Source organism: Micromonospora sp. RV43 (genome assembly GCF_001029515.1).
Classification (GTDB): domain Bacteria; phylum Actinomycetota; class Actinomycetes; order Mycobacteriales; family Micromonosporaceae; genus Micromonospora; species Micromonospora aurantiaca.
The window spans coordinates 1-16,050 of the sequence record NZ_LEKG01000054.1; the positions used below are offsets into that span (position 1 = coordinate 1).

Here is a 16,050-nt window from a genome sequence, read left to right on the forward strand (position 1 = left end):
TCCCTGGCCGAGGCCCCGTCGACCCGCCCCACCGTGACCGTGTCATCGGCGGATGCCGGACCGGCAACCGTCGCGGTGCCGGACCGGCAGCCGGCCGGATCCGCCTCGGCGGACTCGGGAGCCGTGCGCCGTCGGGTGCGTGAAGCGGTCGCCGAGGGTATCGGCATCCCGGTGGACGCCGTCGATCCCGATCGTGACTTCGGCTCGTACGGCGTCGACTCCATCGGGGCACTGCGCATCATGCAGCAGATCCAAAGCCGTTACGGCGATCACATTCCGATGGCCGCCATCCTCGAGTACAACAACGTGGACCTGCTCTCGGCACACCTCGCCGAGAATTTCGTCCTACCGGATGCGCCGCCCGCCGAGCGTCTAGACCAGGCGCGGCCGGGTCCGGACACGGCGGCCCCCGCCGCGGAGCTGATCGCTTTCGGCGGGACCTCGGACGGCACACCCGCCTACTGTCTGTTCGGTGACACCGGCGAGTTGAGCTGGTTGCTGCACTTACGCGAGGCGCTGGCCGGCGCCGGCCCGGTGTTCGGCATCGAGGCGCCGGGCTTCGGGCTCGGCGTCGTCCCGGACGCCGACATCAGGGGGCTCGCCGCCGGCTGCGCCGATGCGATCGCGGCGAGCCACCGGGCCGGCCCGTGTCGGATCTTCGGCCATGGCACCGCCGGCTACGTCGCGGCCGAGACCGCACGCATCCTGATGGACCGTGGCATGGAGGTGGCCGAACTTCACCTGATCGGCACTCCCGAGCCGGAGCCGGCGCCGGCCACACCCCCGCTGGTCGAATGCGTCGCTGCGGTCGCCGACTTGCTCGGCGCCGCGTGGGGACGTACCGCACCCCTGACCGACCTGCCGCCGGCCGATGCCGGCGTCGACGCCGTGGTGGACGCGGCAGCGGACGACCTGCGCGCCGACGCGCCGATGGAGGCGCCGGCACTGCGTACCTGGCTCGCCGAGACGGCCCGCTGGTACCTCGCCCTGGCGACAGCGGCGCGTGCCTACCGGCCGTGGCCCATCTCCGGCGCCGGGACCGTCACCGTCGTACGCCCCGCGCAGCGTACCGGCAGCACGCAGGACGGCGACTTCGACCGGTGGGTCGCCCCGCCGCCGGTGATCCACGACCTGGACCTGCCGGCCCGTGCCCTGGTGTCGGCCGAAGGGGCCCGACATCTCGCGCCCCTCATCGCCGGGCCGGCGGTGGCAGCCCCGAAGCCGAGCGCCATCGTCCCGATCAACCGCTACGGCGTCGGTCCCCTGTCGATCTGGGCGCACAACCTCTACGGCGAGGTCAGCTATGCGGTCTACCTCTCCAGGCACCTCGGCCCGAACCGGCCGCTCGTCGGGCTGGAACAGGTCAGCGGTGACGCGGTGGCCCAGGAATTCCGCAGTGTCCGTGAGATGGCCGGCCGGTACACCGCGGAGCTGCGCGAGCAGCACGGCGGGGAGCCGTTCGTCCTGGGCGGATGCTCCTTCGGTGGGGTGCTGGCCTACGAGATCGCCCGGCAGTTGCAGCTCTTGGGGGAGCAGGTGAGTCGTCTCATCGTGATCGACCCCATCATGCCGGCCACCGCCACCTGGGACAGCGTCGACTGGAGTCACGTGACCGACGCGGAGGCGGAGAGCTTCTCGATAGTCATGCTGGGCAACGCGTCCTGCCAACGGTGGGGGGTCGCCGAGCGGGTCACCCTGCAGGACCTGGCCGGCCGCACGATAGACGAGCAGCTCGACGTGGTCGCGCGGCACATCGTCAGTCGATCGCCGGCGCGCCCGGACGCGACGGCGATCCGGCGGCAGATCCGGCTGCGTCACGACCTCATGATGAGAAACAACGTGATCCTGCAGGAGTACCGGCCGGACGCGCTGATCGATCCGGTTCCCACAACCCTGTTCCACGCCACCCGGGGCTTCCTGGCCGCGGAGAACGACAACGACCTGCCTGCCATCCCGCGCAGCAACGCCGACCCGTCCAACGGCTTCGCCGAGTACGTCGGTGACCAGGTCGTGATCCATGACCTGGACGCGGACCACTTCACCATCGCCTACGACCACAACCTCACCCGCATCGCGCAGATGATCGCGCCGCTGCTCGACGCGTCGGTCAGCCAGGCCGGCAGCGGCAACCGTTAGGAGCCTCGATGGACTTCAGCGTCTACTTCTTCGCCGCGAACGACCGCTACGACTTCGGGGACCGCTACCGGTTCATCCTGGAGGTGGCCCAGTTCATCGACGCCCGCGGCTTCACGGCGATCTGGACCCCGGAGCGCCACTTCCAGGAGTTCGGCGGCAGCTTCCCCAACCCGGCGGTGCTGTCGGCGGCGATCGCGGCGGCCACCACCTCGATCGGGCTGCGGGCCGGCAGCGTGGTCGTCCCGCACCACCACCCGGTGCGCATCATCGAGGAATGGGCGTTGGTGGACCAGCTCTCCGGCGGGCGGGCCGGACTGTGCCTGGCGACCGGCTGGCATCACGGCGACTTCGTCTTCTACCCACAGCACTACGAGACGCGCCGCGAGTACACCTTCGACGCGATCGGCACGTTGCAGGCGTTGTGGCGCGGCGACGCGGTGGGTTTTCCGGGGCCGGACGGTGCCGTGCTCCCGGTACGCACGTTCCCGCGCCCGTGCCAGGCGGAACTACCGCTGTGGCTGGTTCACACCTCCAACCCGCAGACCTGGATCGAGGCGGGCACCCGAGGTCTGAACGTGCTGACGTTGCTGGACAGCTGGGAACGACTGGAACAGAACATCGCCGCCTACCGCGCGGCGCGGGAGCGGGCCGGGCACGACCCGGGCGGCGGCATCGTCACGGTGGGCTTGCACACGTACGTCGGCGCGGATGACGACTCGGTCTGGCAGCTGGTTCGTGAACCCGTCAAGAAGTACCTGGGTTCCTTCATGTCGCAGAAGAGCAGTGACAGCAGAGCCGGCGCCTCGGCCGGGGAGGCGGAACGGGACCGGCTCGCCGAGATCATGGCGGAGGACTACTTCCAGCGGCGGTCGCTGCTGGGCTCCGAGGAGAAGTGCCTCGATGTCGTGCGGCGGCTCTCCGCCATCGGCGTCTCCGAGGTCGCCTGTCTGGTCGACTTCGGGCTGCCCTTCGACACCATCATGCGGGCCCTTCCCCGGCTGGACGCGGTGCGCCAGCGGACGCAGCAGCCACACCAGGAGCCCGAGGCCGGGGCGGTGGCGCCGTCCTCGGCGGAGCTCAGGTGGTACTACGCGCGGAGCCGTTAGCCCGGCTCGGGCCGCCGGCGCGCAGGGGATCGGGCGTGCCGGCCGGCCCGGTCCGATGTCTGATGTCCGATGACGTGCTCCGGCCGGTCAGGGTATCAACGAGCCGGTGAGTTCCGTTCCCAACGTCCGCGCCAGCCGTGCGCGCTCGCTGTCGAGGAAGAAGTGACCACCGGGTAGGCCGTGCAGGCGCGCACCGCCGGTGGTCAGCTCCGCCCATGCCCGCAGCCCGGCTGGCGTCGTCTCGAGGTCGTCGTCGCCGTAGAACACCGACACCGGGCATCGCAGCGCCGGCCCGGGCTCGTGACGGTAGGTCTCCAGCATGGTGGCGTCGGCGCGCAGGATCGGTAGGTACAGCTCACGCATCTGTGGATCCGTGCGGATCACCGGAGGGATCGCTCCGTACTGGCGATCGAGCACATCGATGAAGTCTTGATCGTCGAGGCGGTGCACCCCGCCCCGGTAGGAGGGGATCTGCGGTGCGTCACGCGCTGAGACGGCCAGCATTGACGCCTGCAGGCCCCAGGCATGGCTCAGTCGGCGAACCAGCTCGTAGCCGATGAACGCGCCGAGGCTGTGACCGAACACCGCGAATGGCTCCTCCAGCGTGGGCGCCAGTGCCTGCGCGGCATCGTCCACCAGCGCGTGCAGATCCGTCACGAGTGGTTCGTGGAAGCGGGCGTCGCGACCCGGAAGCCGCAGTGTCCACACCTCGACGCCCGCGGGCAGCAGCGATTGCCACCCGTGGAAAACTGCGGCTCCGCCGCCAGCGTAGGGCACACATAATAGCCGCAGGTGGCAGCGCCGGCTCGACGGGCGCAATACCCATCGGTCCGGCGCTGCGGCGAGCGATTCGGTGATCTTTGCGGTCATCAGCGTCCGTCAGGCAGGCTGGAGCACGACGGGCAGCCTGTCGTAACCGACCATCTGCGGTGGCTTCGCCCACGCGACTTCGCCGTCCCGGTCGACCGTGATCTCCTTGAAACGCTCGTGCAGGGTTCGAACGACCAGACGGGTCTCCAGGCGGCCGAGGGCGTTGCCGATGCAGTGGTGCGTACCGAACCCGAAGCCGAAGTGGCGCACCTCGCCCGCACGGTGGATGTCGAAGGCGTCCGGGTCGGTGAACTGGCGCTCGTCGCGGTTGGCCGAGCAGAAGCTCGCGGCGACGTACTGGTGCTTGGGTATCGTGACCCCGCCCAGCTCGACGTCGCGGGTGCTGCCGCGCAATCCCGTGGTGATCGGGGGCCGGTGCCGCAGGACCTCTTCGATGGCCTGTGGCAGCAGCGACGGGTTGTCCCTGACGTCCCGCTGCGCCTGTCCGTTCATGTCCAGCAGGTCGATGGTGTTGGCGATGGTCATGGTCGTGCTGATGTGGCCGCCCGCGAACATGACATTTGCGAAGTTCGCGGTCTCGTCGTCGGTCAGGGTGTCGCCGTCGAGCTGCGCGTTGGCGAGTCGGGTCAGCATGTCCTCACCGGCCTTGCCCCGGCGTTCGCGGACCTTCTCGCGCAGGTAGTTCACCGCGTCCTGCTGCATGTCGAACAGTGACTCGGCGTATCCCTCCTGAGCCATCTGCTCGGGGGTGACGTCCATGACCCGCCGTGCCCAGTCGTAGAAGTGCACCCGGTCCTCCGACGGGAGGCCGAGGACTTCGAGGATCACCGCGATCGGCACGGTGTAGGCCAGTTCGGCCACGAAGTCGATGCGGTCCTTGTCGACGAAGCCGTCGATCACCTCGTTGGTGATGCGGACGATCAGCGGCTCGAACTCCGCGATGGAGTGCGGCGTGAATGTGGTGCCGAGGATGCGCCGGACCCGGGTGTGTCGGGGCGGGTCCATCTGCGGCAGGCTCTCCAGGCCGGACTCCGGGTAGCCCATGCGGTGCATCTCGGAGGAGAAGATCTGCGGATTGGTCAGCACGTGGCGCGCGTCGTCATAGCGGTAGACCACCCACCAGCCGGTGACCGGGTCACGTCGCACCGGGTGTTCGTCGCGCATCATCCGGTACCACGGGTAGATGGCGGCGTCGTTGACGTTTGGCTGCGGGGGGATCGTCGTTTCGGAAGTCGTCACCCGAGTACCTCTCGTGCCGTGGGCATCAGCGCGGTCCAGAGGCAGCATGCGGGCGAGGGCGGTCGCGAACTACCCCGGGGCGTCCCCAGCTCCCACCCCAGAGACCCGCGACGGCGAACACCAGTGGCGCGTGAGGTTCGGAGTCTTCAAAAATCTTTAAAGACTTGATAGATTGCGAGTATGGAACCGGTCATCCAGCTCGAAGAGCTGACCAAGCACTACGGAAGCAGACGCGGGATCGTCGACCTGTCACTCGAGGTCTATCCGGGTGAGGTGCTGGGTTACCTCGGCCCCAACGGCGCTGGCAAGTCCACGACCATTCGCCTGCTGCTGGACATGATCCGGCCCAGCGGTGGGCGGGCCCGGGTGTTGGGCCTGGACCCGCGTGCCGACGCCGTGGCCCTGCACCGGCGCGTCGGCTACCTTGCCGGCGACTTCGTCGTGCACAAGCGGCAGAGTGTCCGAGAATGCCTGAGCTTCCTCGGCGGGCTGCGCGGTGGTGTACCCGCCGCACGCATAGACGAACTGGCGCAGCGGCTCGATCTCGACCTGAGCACCAGAATCAAGAGTCTCTCCAAGGGAAACCGGCAGAAGGTCGGCCTCGTGCAGGCCTTCATGCACCGGCCGGAGCTGCTCATCCTCGACGAGCCGACCTCCGGGCTCGACCCTCTCGTGCAGCAGACCTTCCTGGACCTCGTCCGTGAGGCCCGGGCCGCCGGGCAGACCGTCCTGATGTCCTCGCACATCATGAGTGAGGTGGAGGCCGTCGCCGACCGGGTCGCCATCATCCGCGACGGCAGGCTGGTCGCGGTCAGCGGCATGGCGGAGCTGCGGTCGCGCACCGCGCTGACGGTTCAGGTCGAGATCGAGTTCACCACTGCTCCCAACGCCGACCGCTTTGCCGTGCTGGAAGGCATTACGGACGTCACGGTGGAGGGCTGCACCTTGCGCTGCCGCGCCCAGGGCAGCCCTGACGCGTTGATCAAGCTGGCGGCTGAGCACACCGTCAGGCGAATCCGTGCGGTCGAACCCGACCTCGAGGACCTGTTCCTCGGCTACTACAGCAGCGAGGAGAAGGCACGTGTCGCGTAGCATCCTGACCCAGTCGCTTTGGGACAACCGGCGAAGCCTGACCGGCTGGATCGTCGCCGCCACGCTGCTCGCGATCATCTACGGCGCCTTCTATCCGCAGATGACGCCGCAGAGCGTGGAGACGGTGCCCGACGCCCTGCGGGACGCCTTCAACTTCTCCGACATCGGCTCCGCCGCCGGCTACCTGGGAACTGCGCCGTTCGGCATCCTGGTGCCGCTGGTCGTGCTCTTCTACGGAGTTGCGACCGGGGCGCGTGCCATCGCCGGCGACGAGGAGAACGGGCTCCTCGAACTCGTCCTGGCGCACCCGGTGAGCCGTACGAAGCTCCTGTTGCAACGGTTCGGGGCGTTGGCGGTGGGAGCCGTCGTCATCGCCCTCATGATCTTCCTCGGCATGCTGGCCATCCGCTCGAGCGCCCAGCTCGAGACCGTCTCGGCCGGCCAGTTCGCCGCTCAAGCCACCGCGGTGTGTCTTCTCGCGGTCTTCTTCGGGGCCCTGGCACTCGGCATCGGTGCCGCCGGTGGCCGCCACGGACTGGTCTTCGCGGGAACGGCATCGGTCGGAGTGCTCTCGTACATGCTCAACGCCTTCGCCCCGCAGATGGGCGCCACCTGGCTGCAGAAGGTCTCGCCGTTCTACTACTACATCGGCGGAGAGCCCCTGAAGAACGGGTTCCAGTGGGGTCACCTGGGTGTGCTGGCGGCCCTGACCGTGGTGATACTCGGCGTCAGTCTCTGGGCCTTCAACCGTCGCGACCTCGCCTGACTTTCCCCTCGCCTGTCACGCCGGCCGCGCCCCCGCCGGCCGGCGTGACAGGCTCCCTCTCCGTCGCTGACGGATGGGCCGGTGTGCGGCCTCGATCCGCTGTGCACGCATGCTCGCCACCGCTCTGCCCACCTTCTTGTCAACCCCAGCATCGGCCATCGTCCTGACCCTAGAGAATCATCGATGGCCAGGGTCCCTGGTTCCTTCGGGGTGCCGCCGACCATCGGCACGCGGCAGGCTCCACCTGTGACACAACGACCCGGCCAGACGTCGCGGCGTCCACGTGTAATCAGGGCGGCAGCGTTGGCTGATTGGCGCGGCTCGCCGCTCGTCACCGGTGTGTGAACCAACCCGGGCTGAGACTTCTCTTGGCCTGGCACCTGACCGCGGCTCCCGGAGCCGGATAGGGAGTCGCAGCATGACCGCGATGGAGTCCAACGCGCAAGAGGTCGCCGAACTCTACGACGACTTCAGCGACTTCCACGCACGAATCAATGACAACAATCTGCACGTCGGCTACTGGCGGGACGAGAGCGATCCCGCCACGTTCCCGCAGGCGGCAGAAGCCATGACGGACCAGATGATCCAGAGGCTGGCACCTGCAGCGGGGCAGCGCATTCTCGACATCGGTAGCGGTATCGGACAACCTGCGATCAGCTTGGCCCGAACCCATGACGTCGACGTCACCGGCATCACCGTCAGTCGGCGTCAGGTCATCCGTGGCAACGAGATGGCCGAGGAACTCGGGCTCGCCAACCGCGTCCGATTCCAATACGCCGACGCCGTCAAGCTGCCATTCGCCGACGAGTCGTTCGACGCCGCGTGGTTCTTCGAATCCATGATCCACATGCCTGACAAGGCGTTGGCCCTGCATGAGGCGGCGCGGGTCCTACGTCCCGGGTCTCGCCTCGCGATTGCCGACATGTTCTACGGACCCGGCCCCGACTGGTCGGCAGCGCACCCGATCATCAGCGCCGTCACCCTGGATGCCTATCCGGCGCTGCTCGAGGCGGCCGGGTTCACTCCGCTTGCCGTGGAGGACGTCACTCCGCACATCCTTGTACCGAAGCCGGTACGTTCCACCCTGCGCGCCCAGATGCTCGAGCACCGCGACGAGTGGGTCCGCATCGCCGGCGAAGCGGTGGTCAACCAGTTCCTCGACCCCGAGGAAGACACTTTCAACACCCCCGGCCTCGGCTATGTGCTCGTCACCGCGAGGCGCAACTGACCCTGAGGGTGCCGGCTGGCGTCCCCATCTAGACACTCAAGAGAGGTCGCTATGGCACGCCGTCTGTTCACGTCCGAATCGGTCACGGAGGGCCACCCGGACAAGATCGCCGACCAGATCAGTGACGGCATTCTCGACGCGCTGCTCGCCCAGGACCCGCACAGCCGGGTCGCGGTGGAGACGTTGATCACCACCGGGCAGGTGCACGTCGCCGGCGAGGTCACCACGAAGGCGTACGCCGACATCCCGACCATCGTGCGGGAGACCATCCTCGGCATCGGCTACGACTCGTCGAAGAAGGGCTTCGACGGCGCCTCCTGCGGGGTGAGCGTGTCCATCGGGGCGCAGTCGCCGGATATCGCGCAGGGTGTGGACAACGCGTTCGAGCTGCGTACCGGTGGTTCGGAGAGCGCGCTGGACGCGCAGGGCGCGGGCGATCAGGGCATGATGTTCGGCTTCGCCTGCTCGGAGACGCCGGAGTTGATGCCGTTGCCGATCGCGTTGGCGCACCGGCTGGCGCGGCGGCTGTCGCAGGTGCGCAAGGACGGCACGATCCCCTACCTGCGACCGGACGGCAAGACCCAGGTGACCATCGAGTACGACGGGCTGCGCCCGGTGCGGCTGAACACGGTGGTGGTGTCCAGTCAGCACGCGGCGGACATCTCGCTGGAGTCGCTGCTCACGCCGGATGTGCGCGAGCACGTGATCACGCCGGAGCTGGAGGGCCTGGAGCTGGACACCGAGGGGTACCGGCTGCTGGTGAACCCGACGGGCCGGTTCGAGATCGGTGGTCCGATGGGTGACGCCGGGCTGACCGGTCGGAAGATCATCGTGGACACCTACGGCGGCTACGCGCGGCACGGCGGCGGCGCGTTCTCCGGCAAGGACCCGTCGAAGGTGGACCGGTCGGCCGCGTACGCGATGCGGTGGGTGGCGAAGAACGTGGTCGCCGCCGGCCTGGCCGAGCGGTGCGAGGCGCAGGTCGCGTACGCGATCGGCAAGGCGCACCCGGTGAGCCTGTTCATCGAGACGTTCGGCACCGAGACGGTGCCGGTGGCCTCGATCGAGAAGGCCGTGGCCGAGGTGTTCGACCTGCGTCCGGCCGCCATCATCCGGGACCTGCACCTGCTGCGCCCGATCTACCGGCAGACCGCCGCCTACGGCCACTTCGGCCGGGAGCTGGCGGAGCTGACCTGGGAGGGCACCGACCGGGCAGCCGACCTGAAAGCGGTGGTGTGACCATGGCATTCGACGACTTCAAGGTGGCGGATCTGTCGCTCGCCGAGTTCGGGCGTAAGGAGATCCGGCTCGCCGAGCATGAGATGCCGGGCCTGATGGCGATCCGGCGTGAGTTCGCCGAGGCCCAGCCGCTCGCCGGTGCCCGGATCACCGGTTCGCTGCACATGACCGTTCAGACCGCTGTCCTGATCGAGACCCTTGTCGCGCTCGGCGCGCAGGTCCGCTGGGCGTCCTGCAACATCTTCTCCACCCAGGACCACGCCGCCGCGGCGATCGTGGTCGGCCCCGAGGGCACTCCGGAGTCGCCGGCCGGTGTCCCGGTCTACGCCTGGAAGGGCGAGACGCTGGAGGAGTACTGGTGGTGCACCGAGCAGGTGCTCGCCTGGCCGGACGGGCAGGGCCCGAACATGATCCTGGACGACGGCGGTGACGCCACGCTGCTGGTGCACAAGGGCGCGGAGTTCGAGAAGGCCGGCGTCGTGCCGCCGGTCGAGTCCGCCGACTCCGAGGAGTACGCGGTCATCCTCCAGGTGCTGCACCGCTCGCTCGGCGAGGACGGCCAGCGCTGGACCCGGATCGCCGCCGGCATCAAGGGTGTCACCGAGGAGACCACCACCGGTGTGCACCGGCTCTACGAGATGCACCGCGCCGGCACGCTGCTCTTCCCGGCGATCAACGTCAACGACTCGGTGACCAAGAGCAAGTTCGACAACAAGTACGGCTGCCGCCACTCGCTGATCGACGGCATCAACCGGGCCACCGACGTGCTGATCGGCGGCAAGATGGCCGTCGTGATGGGCTACGGCGACGTGGGCAAGGGCTGCGCCGAGTCGCTGCGTGGCCAGGGCGCCCGGGTCGTGGTGACCGAGGTCGACCCGATCTGCGCGCTCCAGGCGGCGATGGACGGCTACCAGGTCGCCACGTTGGACGACGTGGTGGAGCAGGCCGACATCTTCATCACCGCGACCGGCTGCTTCGACGTGATCACCAACGAGCACATGGCCCGGATGAAGCACCAGGCCATCGTGGGCAACATCGGCCACTTCGACAACGAGATCGACATGGCCGGCCTGGCGAAGCGCGCGGACGTGACCCGGGAGAACATCAAGCCGCAGGTCGACGTGTGGCGCTTCGACGACGGTCACGCCATCATCGTGCTCTCCGAGGGTCGCCTGCTGAACCTGGGCAACGCCACCGGCCACCCGAGCTTCGTGATGTCGAACTCGTTCGCCAACCAGACCATCGCCCAGATCGAGCTGTTCACCAAGACCGACGAATACCCGATCGGCGTCTACGTGCTCCCCAAGCACCTGGACGAGAAGGTCGCCCGGCTGCACCTGGGCGCGCTCGGCGCCAAGCTGACCACCCTCACCAAGGAGCAGGCCGCCTACCTGGGCGTCTCCCCGGAGGGCCCGTTCAAGGCCGAGCACTACCGCTACTGACTCGTCGAATGGCCATCCCGCTGACGACGGGAGCCAATATAGACGGTGTCCCCGGTGGGCGGCTCTTCGGCAACTGCCGGCAAAGCGCCGATCATGACGTGCCCAGATCCAGCGGCGCAACGCGTCAGTCGGTGGTGGCGAAGCGTTCGACGTCGTCCACGGTACCGACGACGAGGATGAGGTCCCCGTAGGCGAGGACGGTCTCGGGGGTGGCGTGGGTGAAGGCGCGGGGTTTGCCGCCGGGAGGGGCCGCCTGTGGTTTGACGGCGACGACGGTGACTCCCCACTTGCTGCGGACGCGGGACGCCCGCAGGGGCACGCCGACGACGTCGCGGGGTGGGGTGGTCTTGATGACGGCGAAGTCGGCGTCGACCTCGACGTAGTCGAGGATGCGTCCGGAGAGCAGGTGGGCGACGCGTTCACCCATGTCGTGTTCGGGCGCGACGACGTGGTGGGCGCCGACGCGGGTGAGGATGTTGCGGTGCTGGTCGCTGATGGCCTTGGCCCAGATGTCGGGGATGCCGAGTTCGGCCAGCAGGCTGGTGGTGAGGATGCTGGCCTGGATGTCGGTGCCGATGGCCACCACGGCGCGGTGGAACTCGGCGACGCCGAGTTGCCGCAGGGCCTCGATGTCGGTGGAGTCGGCGGTGATGACGTGCGGCAGCTGTCCGGCGAGGGCTTGGACGGCCTTCGGGCGGTGGTCGATGCCGAGGACCTCGGTGCCCCGGTTGACAAGTTCCAGGGCCAGGGCGGAGCCGAAGCGGCCCAGCCCGATGACGACGACGGGTTCGGTGCGTGTCTCAGCCAACGATCGTCCTTTCCTCGGGTAGTTCGAAGCGGCGGTTGCGGTCGCGCAGTGCCAGCGCGGAGGCCAGGGTGAGCGGGCCGACGCGGCCGGCGAACATCAGCACCACCAGGAGCAGGTCGGCCTGCGGTGGCAGCGCGGCGGTGATGCCGGTGGACAGGCCGACGGTGGCGAACGCGGATACCGCCTCGAATAGCACGACGTCGAGCCGGTACGCGGTGGTGGCCAGCAGCGCGAAGGTGGCGGTGACGACGGCGCCGACGCTGAGCAGGGCGACGGCGAGGGCTTGTCGCTGGTTGCTGGCGGGGATGCGCCGCCGGCCGACGTGGACGTGTAGTTCACCGCGCATTTCCGACCAGAGGACGAAGGCGAGCAGCCCGAAGGTGGTGACCTTGATGCCGCCGGCGGTGCCGGCGCTGCCGCCGCCGATGAACATCAGCACATCGCTGGCGAGCAGGCTCTCCGGCCGCATCGCGCCGATGTCGACGCTGTTGAATCCGGCGGTGCGGGTCATGGTGGAGGCGAAGAACCCGGCCAGCAGCTTGTGCCACCCGTCGAGGGGGCCGAGGGTACGCGGGTTGGTGAACTCGGCGAGGGTGAGCACGGCGGTACCGAGCACGAGCAGCGCGCCGGTCAGGGCGAGGGTGATGCGGGTCAGCACCGACCACAGCGCGGGGCGGCGCCAGCAGCGGAGCAGTTCGAACACGACAGGGAAGCCCAGCCCGCCGAGGATGACCGCGGCGACGATCGGCAGGCAGATCCACGGGTCGGTGACGTAGCCGACGAGGCTGTCGGCGTTGGTGGAGAAACCGGCGTTGTTGAACGCCGACACGGCGTGAAACACCCCGTCGTACACCGCCTCGCCGAACGGTTCGTCGTAGGCGGTGGCGAACCGGGCGGTCAACGCCACCGCGACGACGGCTTCGCTGGCGAGACTGAACAGCACGATCCGGCGGACCACCGCGCGCACGTCGGTGAGGTCGAGGCTCTTCGTCTCGGCCTGGGCCAGGAACCGGGCCCGCAGACCGAGCCGCCGGGACAGCAGCACGGTGAACAGCGTCGCGAGGGTCATGATCCCCAGCCCGCCGGCCTGGATGAGCAGCAGGATCACCGCCTGGCCAAAACCGGACCAGTAGCTGCCCGTGTCGACGGTGACCAGCCCGGTCACACAGACCGCGGAGGTCGCGGTGAACAGCGCATCCACCAGACCGGTCCGCTCCCCGGAACGGGTGGCCACGGGCAGTGACAGCAGACCGGTGCCGACCGCCACCGCCGTGCCGAAACCGACGGCGATCACCTGCGCGGGATGCCGCAGCCGGCTGCTGCGCCGCTGCCACGCCGGTGCTCGACCGATCACGTGCCACCGGCGCCATGGCGGCGACCATCAGCGGGGCGCGCCGTCGGTGTGGCCCTCTGGCCGATCCGGGTCATGAACCGCATGCTCTCACGACCTGTCACCGACGAGGCGGGCCGGCCGCTGCCCACGGCCACCGCGTCGAACTGCGGCATGCGCGGCCTACCGACGCAGGTCGCGTCGCTGGTAGGCGTGCCGGCCGACCATCACCGCCGCGACCGCGACCGCACCCATGGCGGCCAGCGCCGGCGAGTCGGGCACCGCCTGCGGCACGGCCGCGAGATGGCGGTACGGCGACACCGCGCTCACCCACCCCGGCGCGTCGATGCTGTCGGCGACGACCGTGAGCAGGAACCCGCCTGCGGTCGGCACCATGCCCCAGGCCACCACGCCGTGCGGGGCGCGGCCGAGGGCCACGGTCGCGGCGGCGAGGCTGAGCAGCGCGACCGGCAGCGTGTTCCAGGCGCCGGCGAGTGCCGCCGACAGCGGCAGGTTCGCGTCGACCAGGGACGCGCCGAGCCACGTCGCCGTCGCGGCGACGGTGACGAGGACCGCCGCGCCGGCCGCGGTGGTGAGGATCTCGGCGTTGAGTAGTCGGCCACGGGTGACCGGCCCGGCGAGTAGCAGGGTCAGACGTTCGCCGGTCTCGGCGGCGGCGAGCGCGGCTAGCCGTACGGCGGTGAACGCGCCGACCGGGACGGCGAGCAGGGCGAACAGCGTCGCGGCGTACCCGCGGACCGTGCCGAGGCCGGCGAAGCCCGCCTGCGCCGCCAGGTCGGCGAAGCGGGGGTTGTCGGCGAGGAAGCCGGTCAGCGATTCGGCGAGCATGCCGATCAGCAGGAAGTAGGCGCCGAGCCCGGCCGACCAACCGGCCAACGGTCGCAGCATCCGCCGGATGGCGAAGGCGTCCACCGATCCGAGCAGCCGCAGCCGGGGTGGCCGGCCGGTGGCGGGGGAGATCAGCCCGTCCCGGGTGTCCCGCCGTCCGGCCAGGGCGAGTGCGGCGACGGCCAGCGCGATGGTAGTGAGCGCGAGGACGACCAGGGGGGTCCACCGGTCGTCGCGGTAGGGGCGGAGCAGCGCCAGCGGACCGTACGGCGGCAGCCAGCGCAGCCAGTCGAGAGCGGTGACGCCGTCACCGACCATGCGGGCCATCAGTCCCACGCCGAGGACCGCCAGCGTGGCCCCGGTCGCTCCGGATCGGGTCGGGAAGACCTGCGCGGCGAGGGCCGCCGCCGCGACCGCCACCAGGCCTGCCGACGCCAGACCGGCGGCGTGCACGACCGCCCCGCGGGCCGGGGTGCCGACCGCGGTGAGCGCCACGGCGAGCGTGATCCCGGTCAGGAGCATCGCGGCCGTCAGCACCGCGAGGTGCCGGCCGAGCAGCGCCGGCCGGCTCAATCGGCCGGCGAGCAGGAGATCTGACCGGCCGGCCTCCTCCTCGCCCCGGGTCACGCGGGTGGTGACCAGCGTCCCCCACACCGACAGCAGCACGGCGAGGACGACGCCGGTGCGCCAGACCGTGAAACCGCCGACCGTGTCGAGGGCGACCGGCTCGCCGAACAGCGTGCGGATCGCGGGATTGCCGGCCAGGGCGGCGAGGGCCTGCGCGCCGCCACCGCCGGCGATCGTGCTGGCGTAGGTGGCGGCGACCAGTACCGACATGCCGACCGTCACGGTGAGCACGACGAACGCTCCCCGACGTACCTGCCGCACGGCGAGGCAGGTCACGGCCCGGCCGGCGACCGAACGGACCAGGCGGCCGTCTCCTGCCAGGGCGGTCATCGGGCCGACTCCCCGTAGTAGTCGAGGAAGATCTCCTCAAGGCTCGGTTCCCGCACCGTGAGCGCGGTGACGTCCGCGGCGGCGAGGGCGCGCAACGCCGGCGCGGGCGAACCGGTCATGGTGAAGCGGAGCATGCCGCCGTCCTGCGCGACGATCTCGACGCCGGCCACGCCCCGCAGGTCCGGTGCGGAACCGGTGAAGCCGGCGGTCACCTCGGTACGGTGCAGGCGACGCAACTCACCGACCGTGGCGACGTCAACGAGCCGACCGGCGCGCAGGATCGCCACCCGGTCGCAGACCGCCTCGACCTCCGCCAGTTGGTGGGAGCAGAGGAACACCGTCTGCCCGTTGTCGCGAGCGACCGCGACAGCGCGTCGGAACTGGAGTTCCATCAGGGGATCCAGGCCGCTGGTCGGCTCGTCGAGGACCAGCAGCGGGGCGCGGGTGGCGAACGCCGCGACCAGGGCGACCTTCTGCCGGTTGCCTGTGGAGTAGGCGCGGGCCGGGGTGGACAGGTCGAGGGCGAAGCGTTGCACCAGCTCGTCGCGGTAGCCGCGGTCGACACCGGGCCCGGTGGCGGCGAGCAGCTCCAGGGTCTCCGCGCCGGTGAGTTGTGGCCAGAGCGCCACGTCGGCCGGTACGTACGCCAGCAGCCGGTGCGCCGCGGCGACGTCCGCCGCGTCGGCGTCGAAGATCCAGGCCCGGCCGGCGGTGGGCCGGGCCAGGCCGAGCAGCAGCCGGATCGTGGTGGACTTCCCGGCGCCGTTGGGGCCGAGGAACCCGAACACCTCACCGGCCGGCACGGTGAGGTCCAGCCCGTCGAGGGCCAGCAGCCTCCCGTAGCGCTTGGTCAGGTGCTGCGTGCGGATGGCGGGTGCGGCCACGGGTGCCTCCGGTCGACGACGTGTCACGACTGCCGACCAGGCTTCCCGGCGCACCGGACCTCACGGTACGCCGGTATGTCACGCCCGAACAGCACGGCCGGTCTGCCGCTCGTGGCCGTCGCGCCGGCCGTTATGATCGCCGG

The 16,050-nt window shown here is 69.8% G+C and carries 13 protein-coding genes; 7 read left to right on the forward strand and 6 right to left on the reverse strand.

Annotated elements, in window-relative coordinates; translation table 11 throughout:
- Both ABD52_RS15320 and ABD52_RS15325 read left to right on the forward strand, forming a co-directional pair.
- The coding region (locus ABD52_RS15320) for a non-ribosomal peptide synthetase (protein ID WP_047892253.1) at positions 1-2,136 on the forward strand (2,136 nt) is incomplete at its 5' end.
- Between the two features lie 8 nt (positions 2,137-2,144).
- A complete protein-coding gene (locus ABD52_RS15325; protein WP_047892254.1) occupies positions 2,145-3,242 on the forward strand; it encodes a MupA/Atu3671 family FMN-dependent luciferase-like monooxygenase in 1,098 nt (365 codons plus the stop codon).
- 87 nt (positions 3,243-3,329) lie between these two features.
- Here ABD52_RS15325 and ABD52_RS15330 read toward each other — a convergent pair whose 3' ends face one another.
- Entirely contained in the window at positions 3,330-4,112 is a 783-nt protein-coding gene (locus ABD52_RS15330; protein ID WP_047892255.1) for a thioesterase II family protein, read from the reverse strand.
- A gap of 9 nt (positions 4,113-4,121) precedes the next feature.
- On the reverse strand, positions 4,122-5,312 hold the full coding sequence (locus tag ABD52_RS15335; RefSeq protein WP_053065391.1) for a cytochrome P450: 1,191 nt from the start codon (positions 5,310-5,312) through the stop codon (positions 4,122-4,124).
- 180 nt (positions 5,313-5,492) lie between these two features.
- Here ABD52_RS15335 and ABD52_RS15340 point away from each other — a divergent pair, with 180 nt between their 5' ends.
- The 5 genes from ABD52_RS15340 (at position 5,493) to ahcY (ending at position 11,079) form a co-directional block, all read left to right on the forward strand.
- Positions 5,493-6,404 (forward strand): ABC transporter ATP-binding protein, encoded by a 912-nt coding sequence (locus ABD52_RS15340; RefSeq protein ID WP_047892256.1) that lies wholly within the window; start codon positions 5,493-5,495, stop codon positions 6,402-6,404.
- A complete protein-coding gene (locus ABD52_RS15345; RefSeq protein ID WP_047892257.1) occupies positions 6,394-7,170 on the forward strand; it encodes an ABC transporter permease subunit in 777 nt (258 codons plus the stop codon). The genes ABD52_RS15340 and ABD52_RS15345 overlap by 11 nt, the downstream gene beginning before the upstream one ends.
- 418 nt (positions 7,171-7,588) lie before the next feature.
- Entirely contained in the window at positions 7,589-8,398 is an 810-nt protein-coding gene (locus ABD52_RS15350) for a cyclopropane-fatty-acyl-phospholipid synthase family protein (RefSeq protein WP_047892258.1), read from the forward strand.
- 51 nt (positions 8,399-8,449) lie between these two features.
- Positions 8,450-9,637: a methionine adenosyltransferase gene (gene metK, locus ABD52_RS15355; protein ID WP_047892259.1), complete on the forward strand. Its 1,188-nt coding sequence runs from the start codon at positions 8,450-8,452 to the stop codon at positions 9,635-9,637.
- A 2-nt stretch (positions 9,638-9,639) separates the two neighbouring features.
- Complete coding sequence (gene ahcY, locus ABD52_RS15360) at positions 9,640-11,079, forward strand: adenosylhomocysteinase (RefSeq protein ID WP_047892260.1); 1,440 nt, start codon at positions 9,640-9,642, stop codon at positions 11,077-11,079.
- Positions 11,080-11,203: 124 nt separating this feature from the next.
- Here ahcY and ABD52_RS15365 read toward each other — a convergent pair whose 3' ends face one another.
- From ABD52_RS15365 to ABD52_RS15380, 4 genes are all read right to left on the reverse strand, one after another.
- Positions 11,204-11,887 carry a TrkA family potassium uptake protein gene (locus ABD52_RS15365; protein ID WP_047892261.1) on the reverse strand — a complete coding sequence of 228 codons (684 nt, stop codon included), beginning with the start codon at positions 11,885-11,887 and terminating at the stop codon, positions 11,204-11,206.
- Entirely contained in the window at positions 11,880-13,241 is a 1,362-nt protein-coding gene (locus ABD52_RS15370) for a TrkH family potassium uptake protein (RefSeq protein ID WP_235437472.1), read from the reverse strand. The genes ABD52_RS15365 and ABD52_RS15370 overlap by 8 nt, the downstream gene beginning before the upstream one ends.
- Positions 13,242-13,400: 159 nt before the next feature.
- Positions 13,401-15,023: a hypothetical protein gene (locus tag ABD52_RS15375; RefSeq protein WP_047892262.1), complete on the reverse strand. Its 1,623-nt coding sequence runs from the start codon at positions 15,021-15,023 to the stop codon at positions 13,401-13,403.
- Entirely contained in the window at positions 15,020-15,907 is an 888-nt protein-coding gene (locus tag ABD52_RS15380; RefSeq protein WP_235437473.1) for an ABC transporter ATP-binding protein, read from the reverse strand. Before ABD52_RS15380 ends, ABD52_RS15375 begins: the two co-directional genes overlap by 4 nt.
- Between the last annotated feature and the right edge of the window lie 143 nt (positions 15,908-16,050).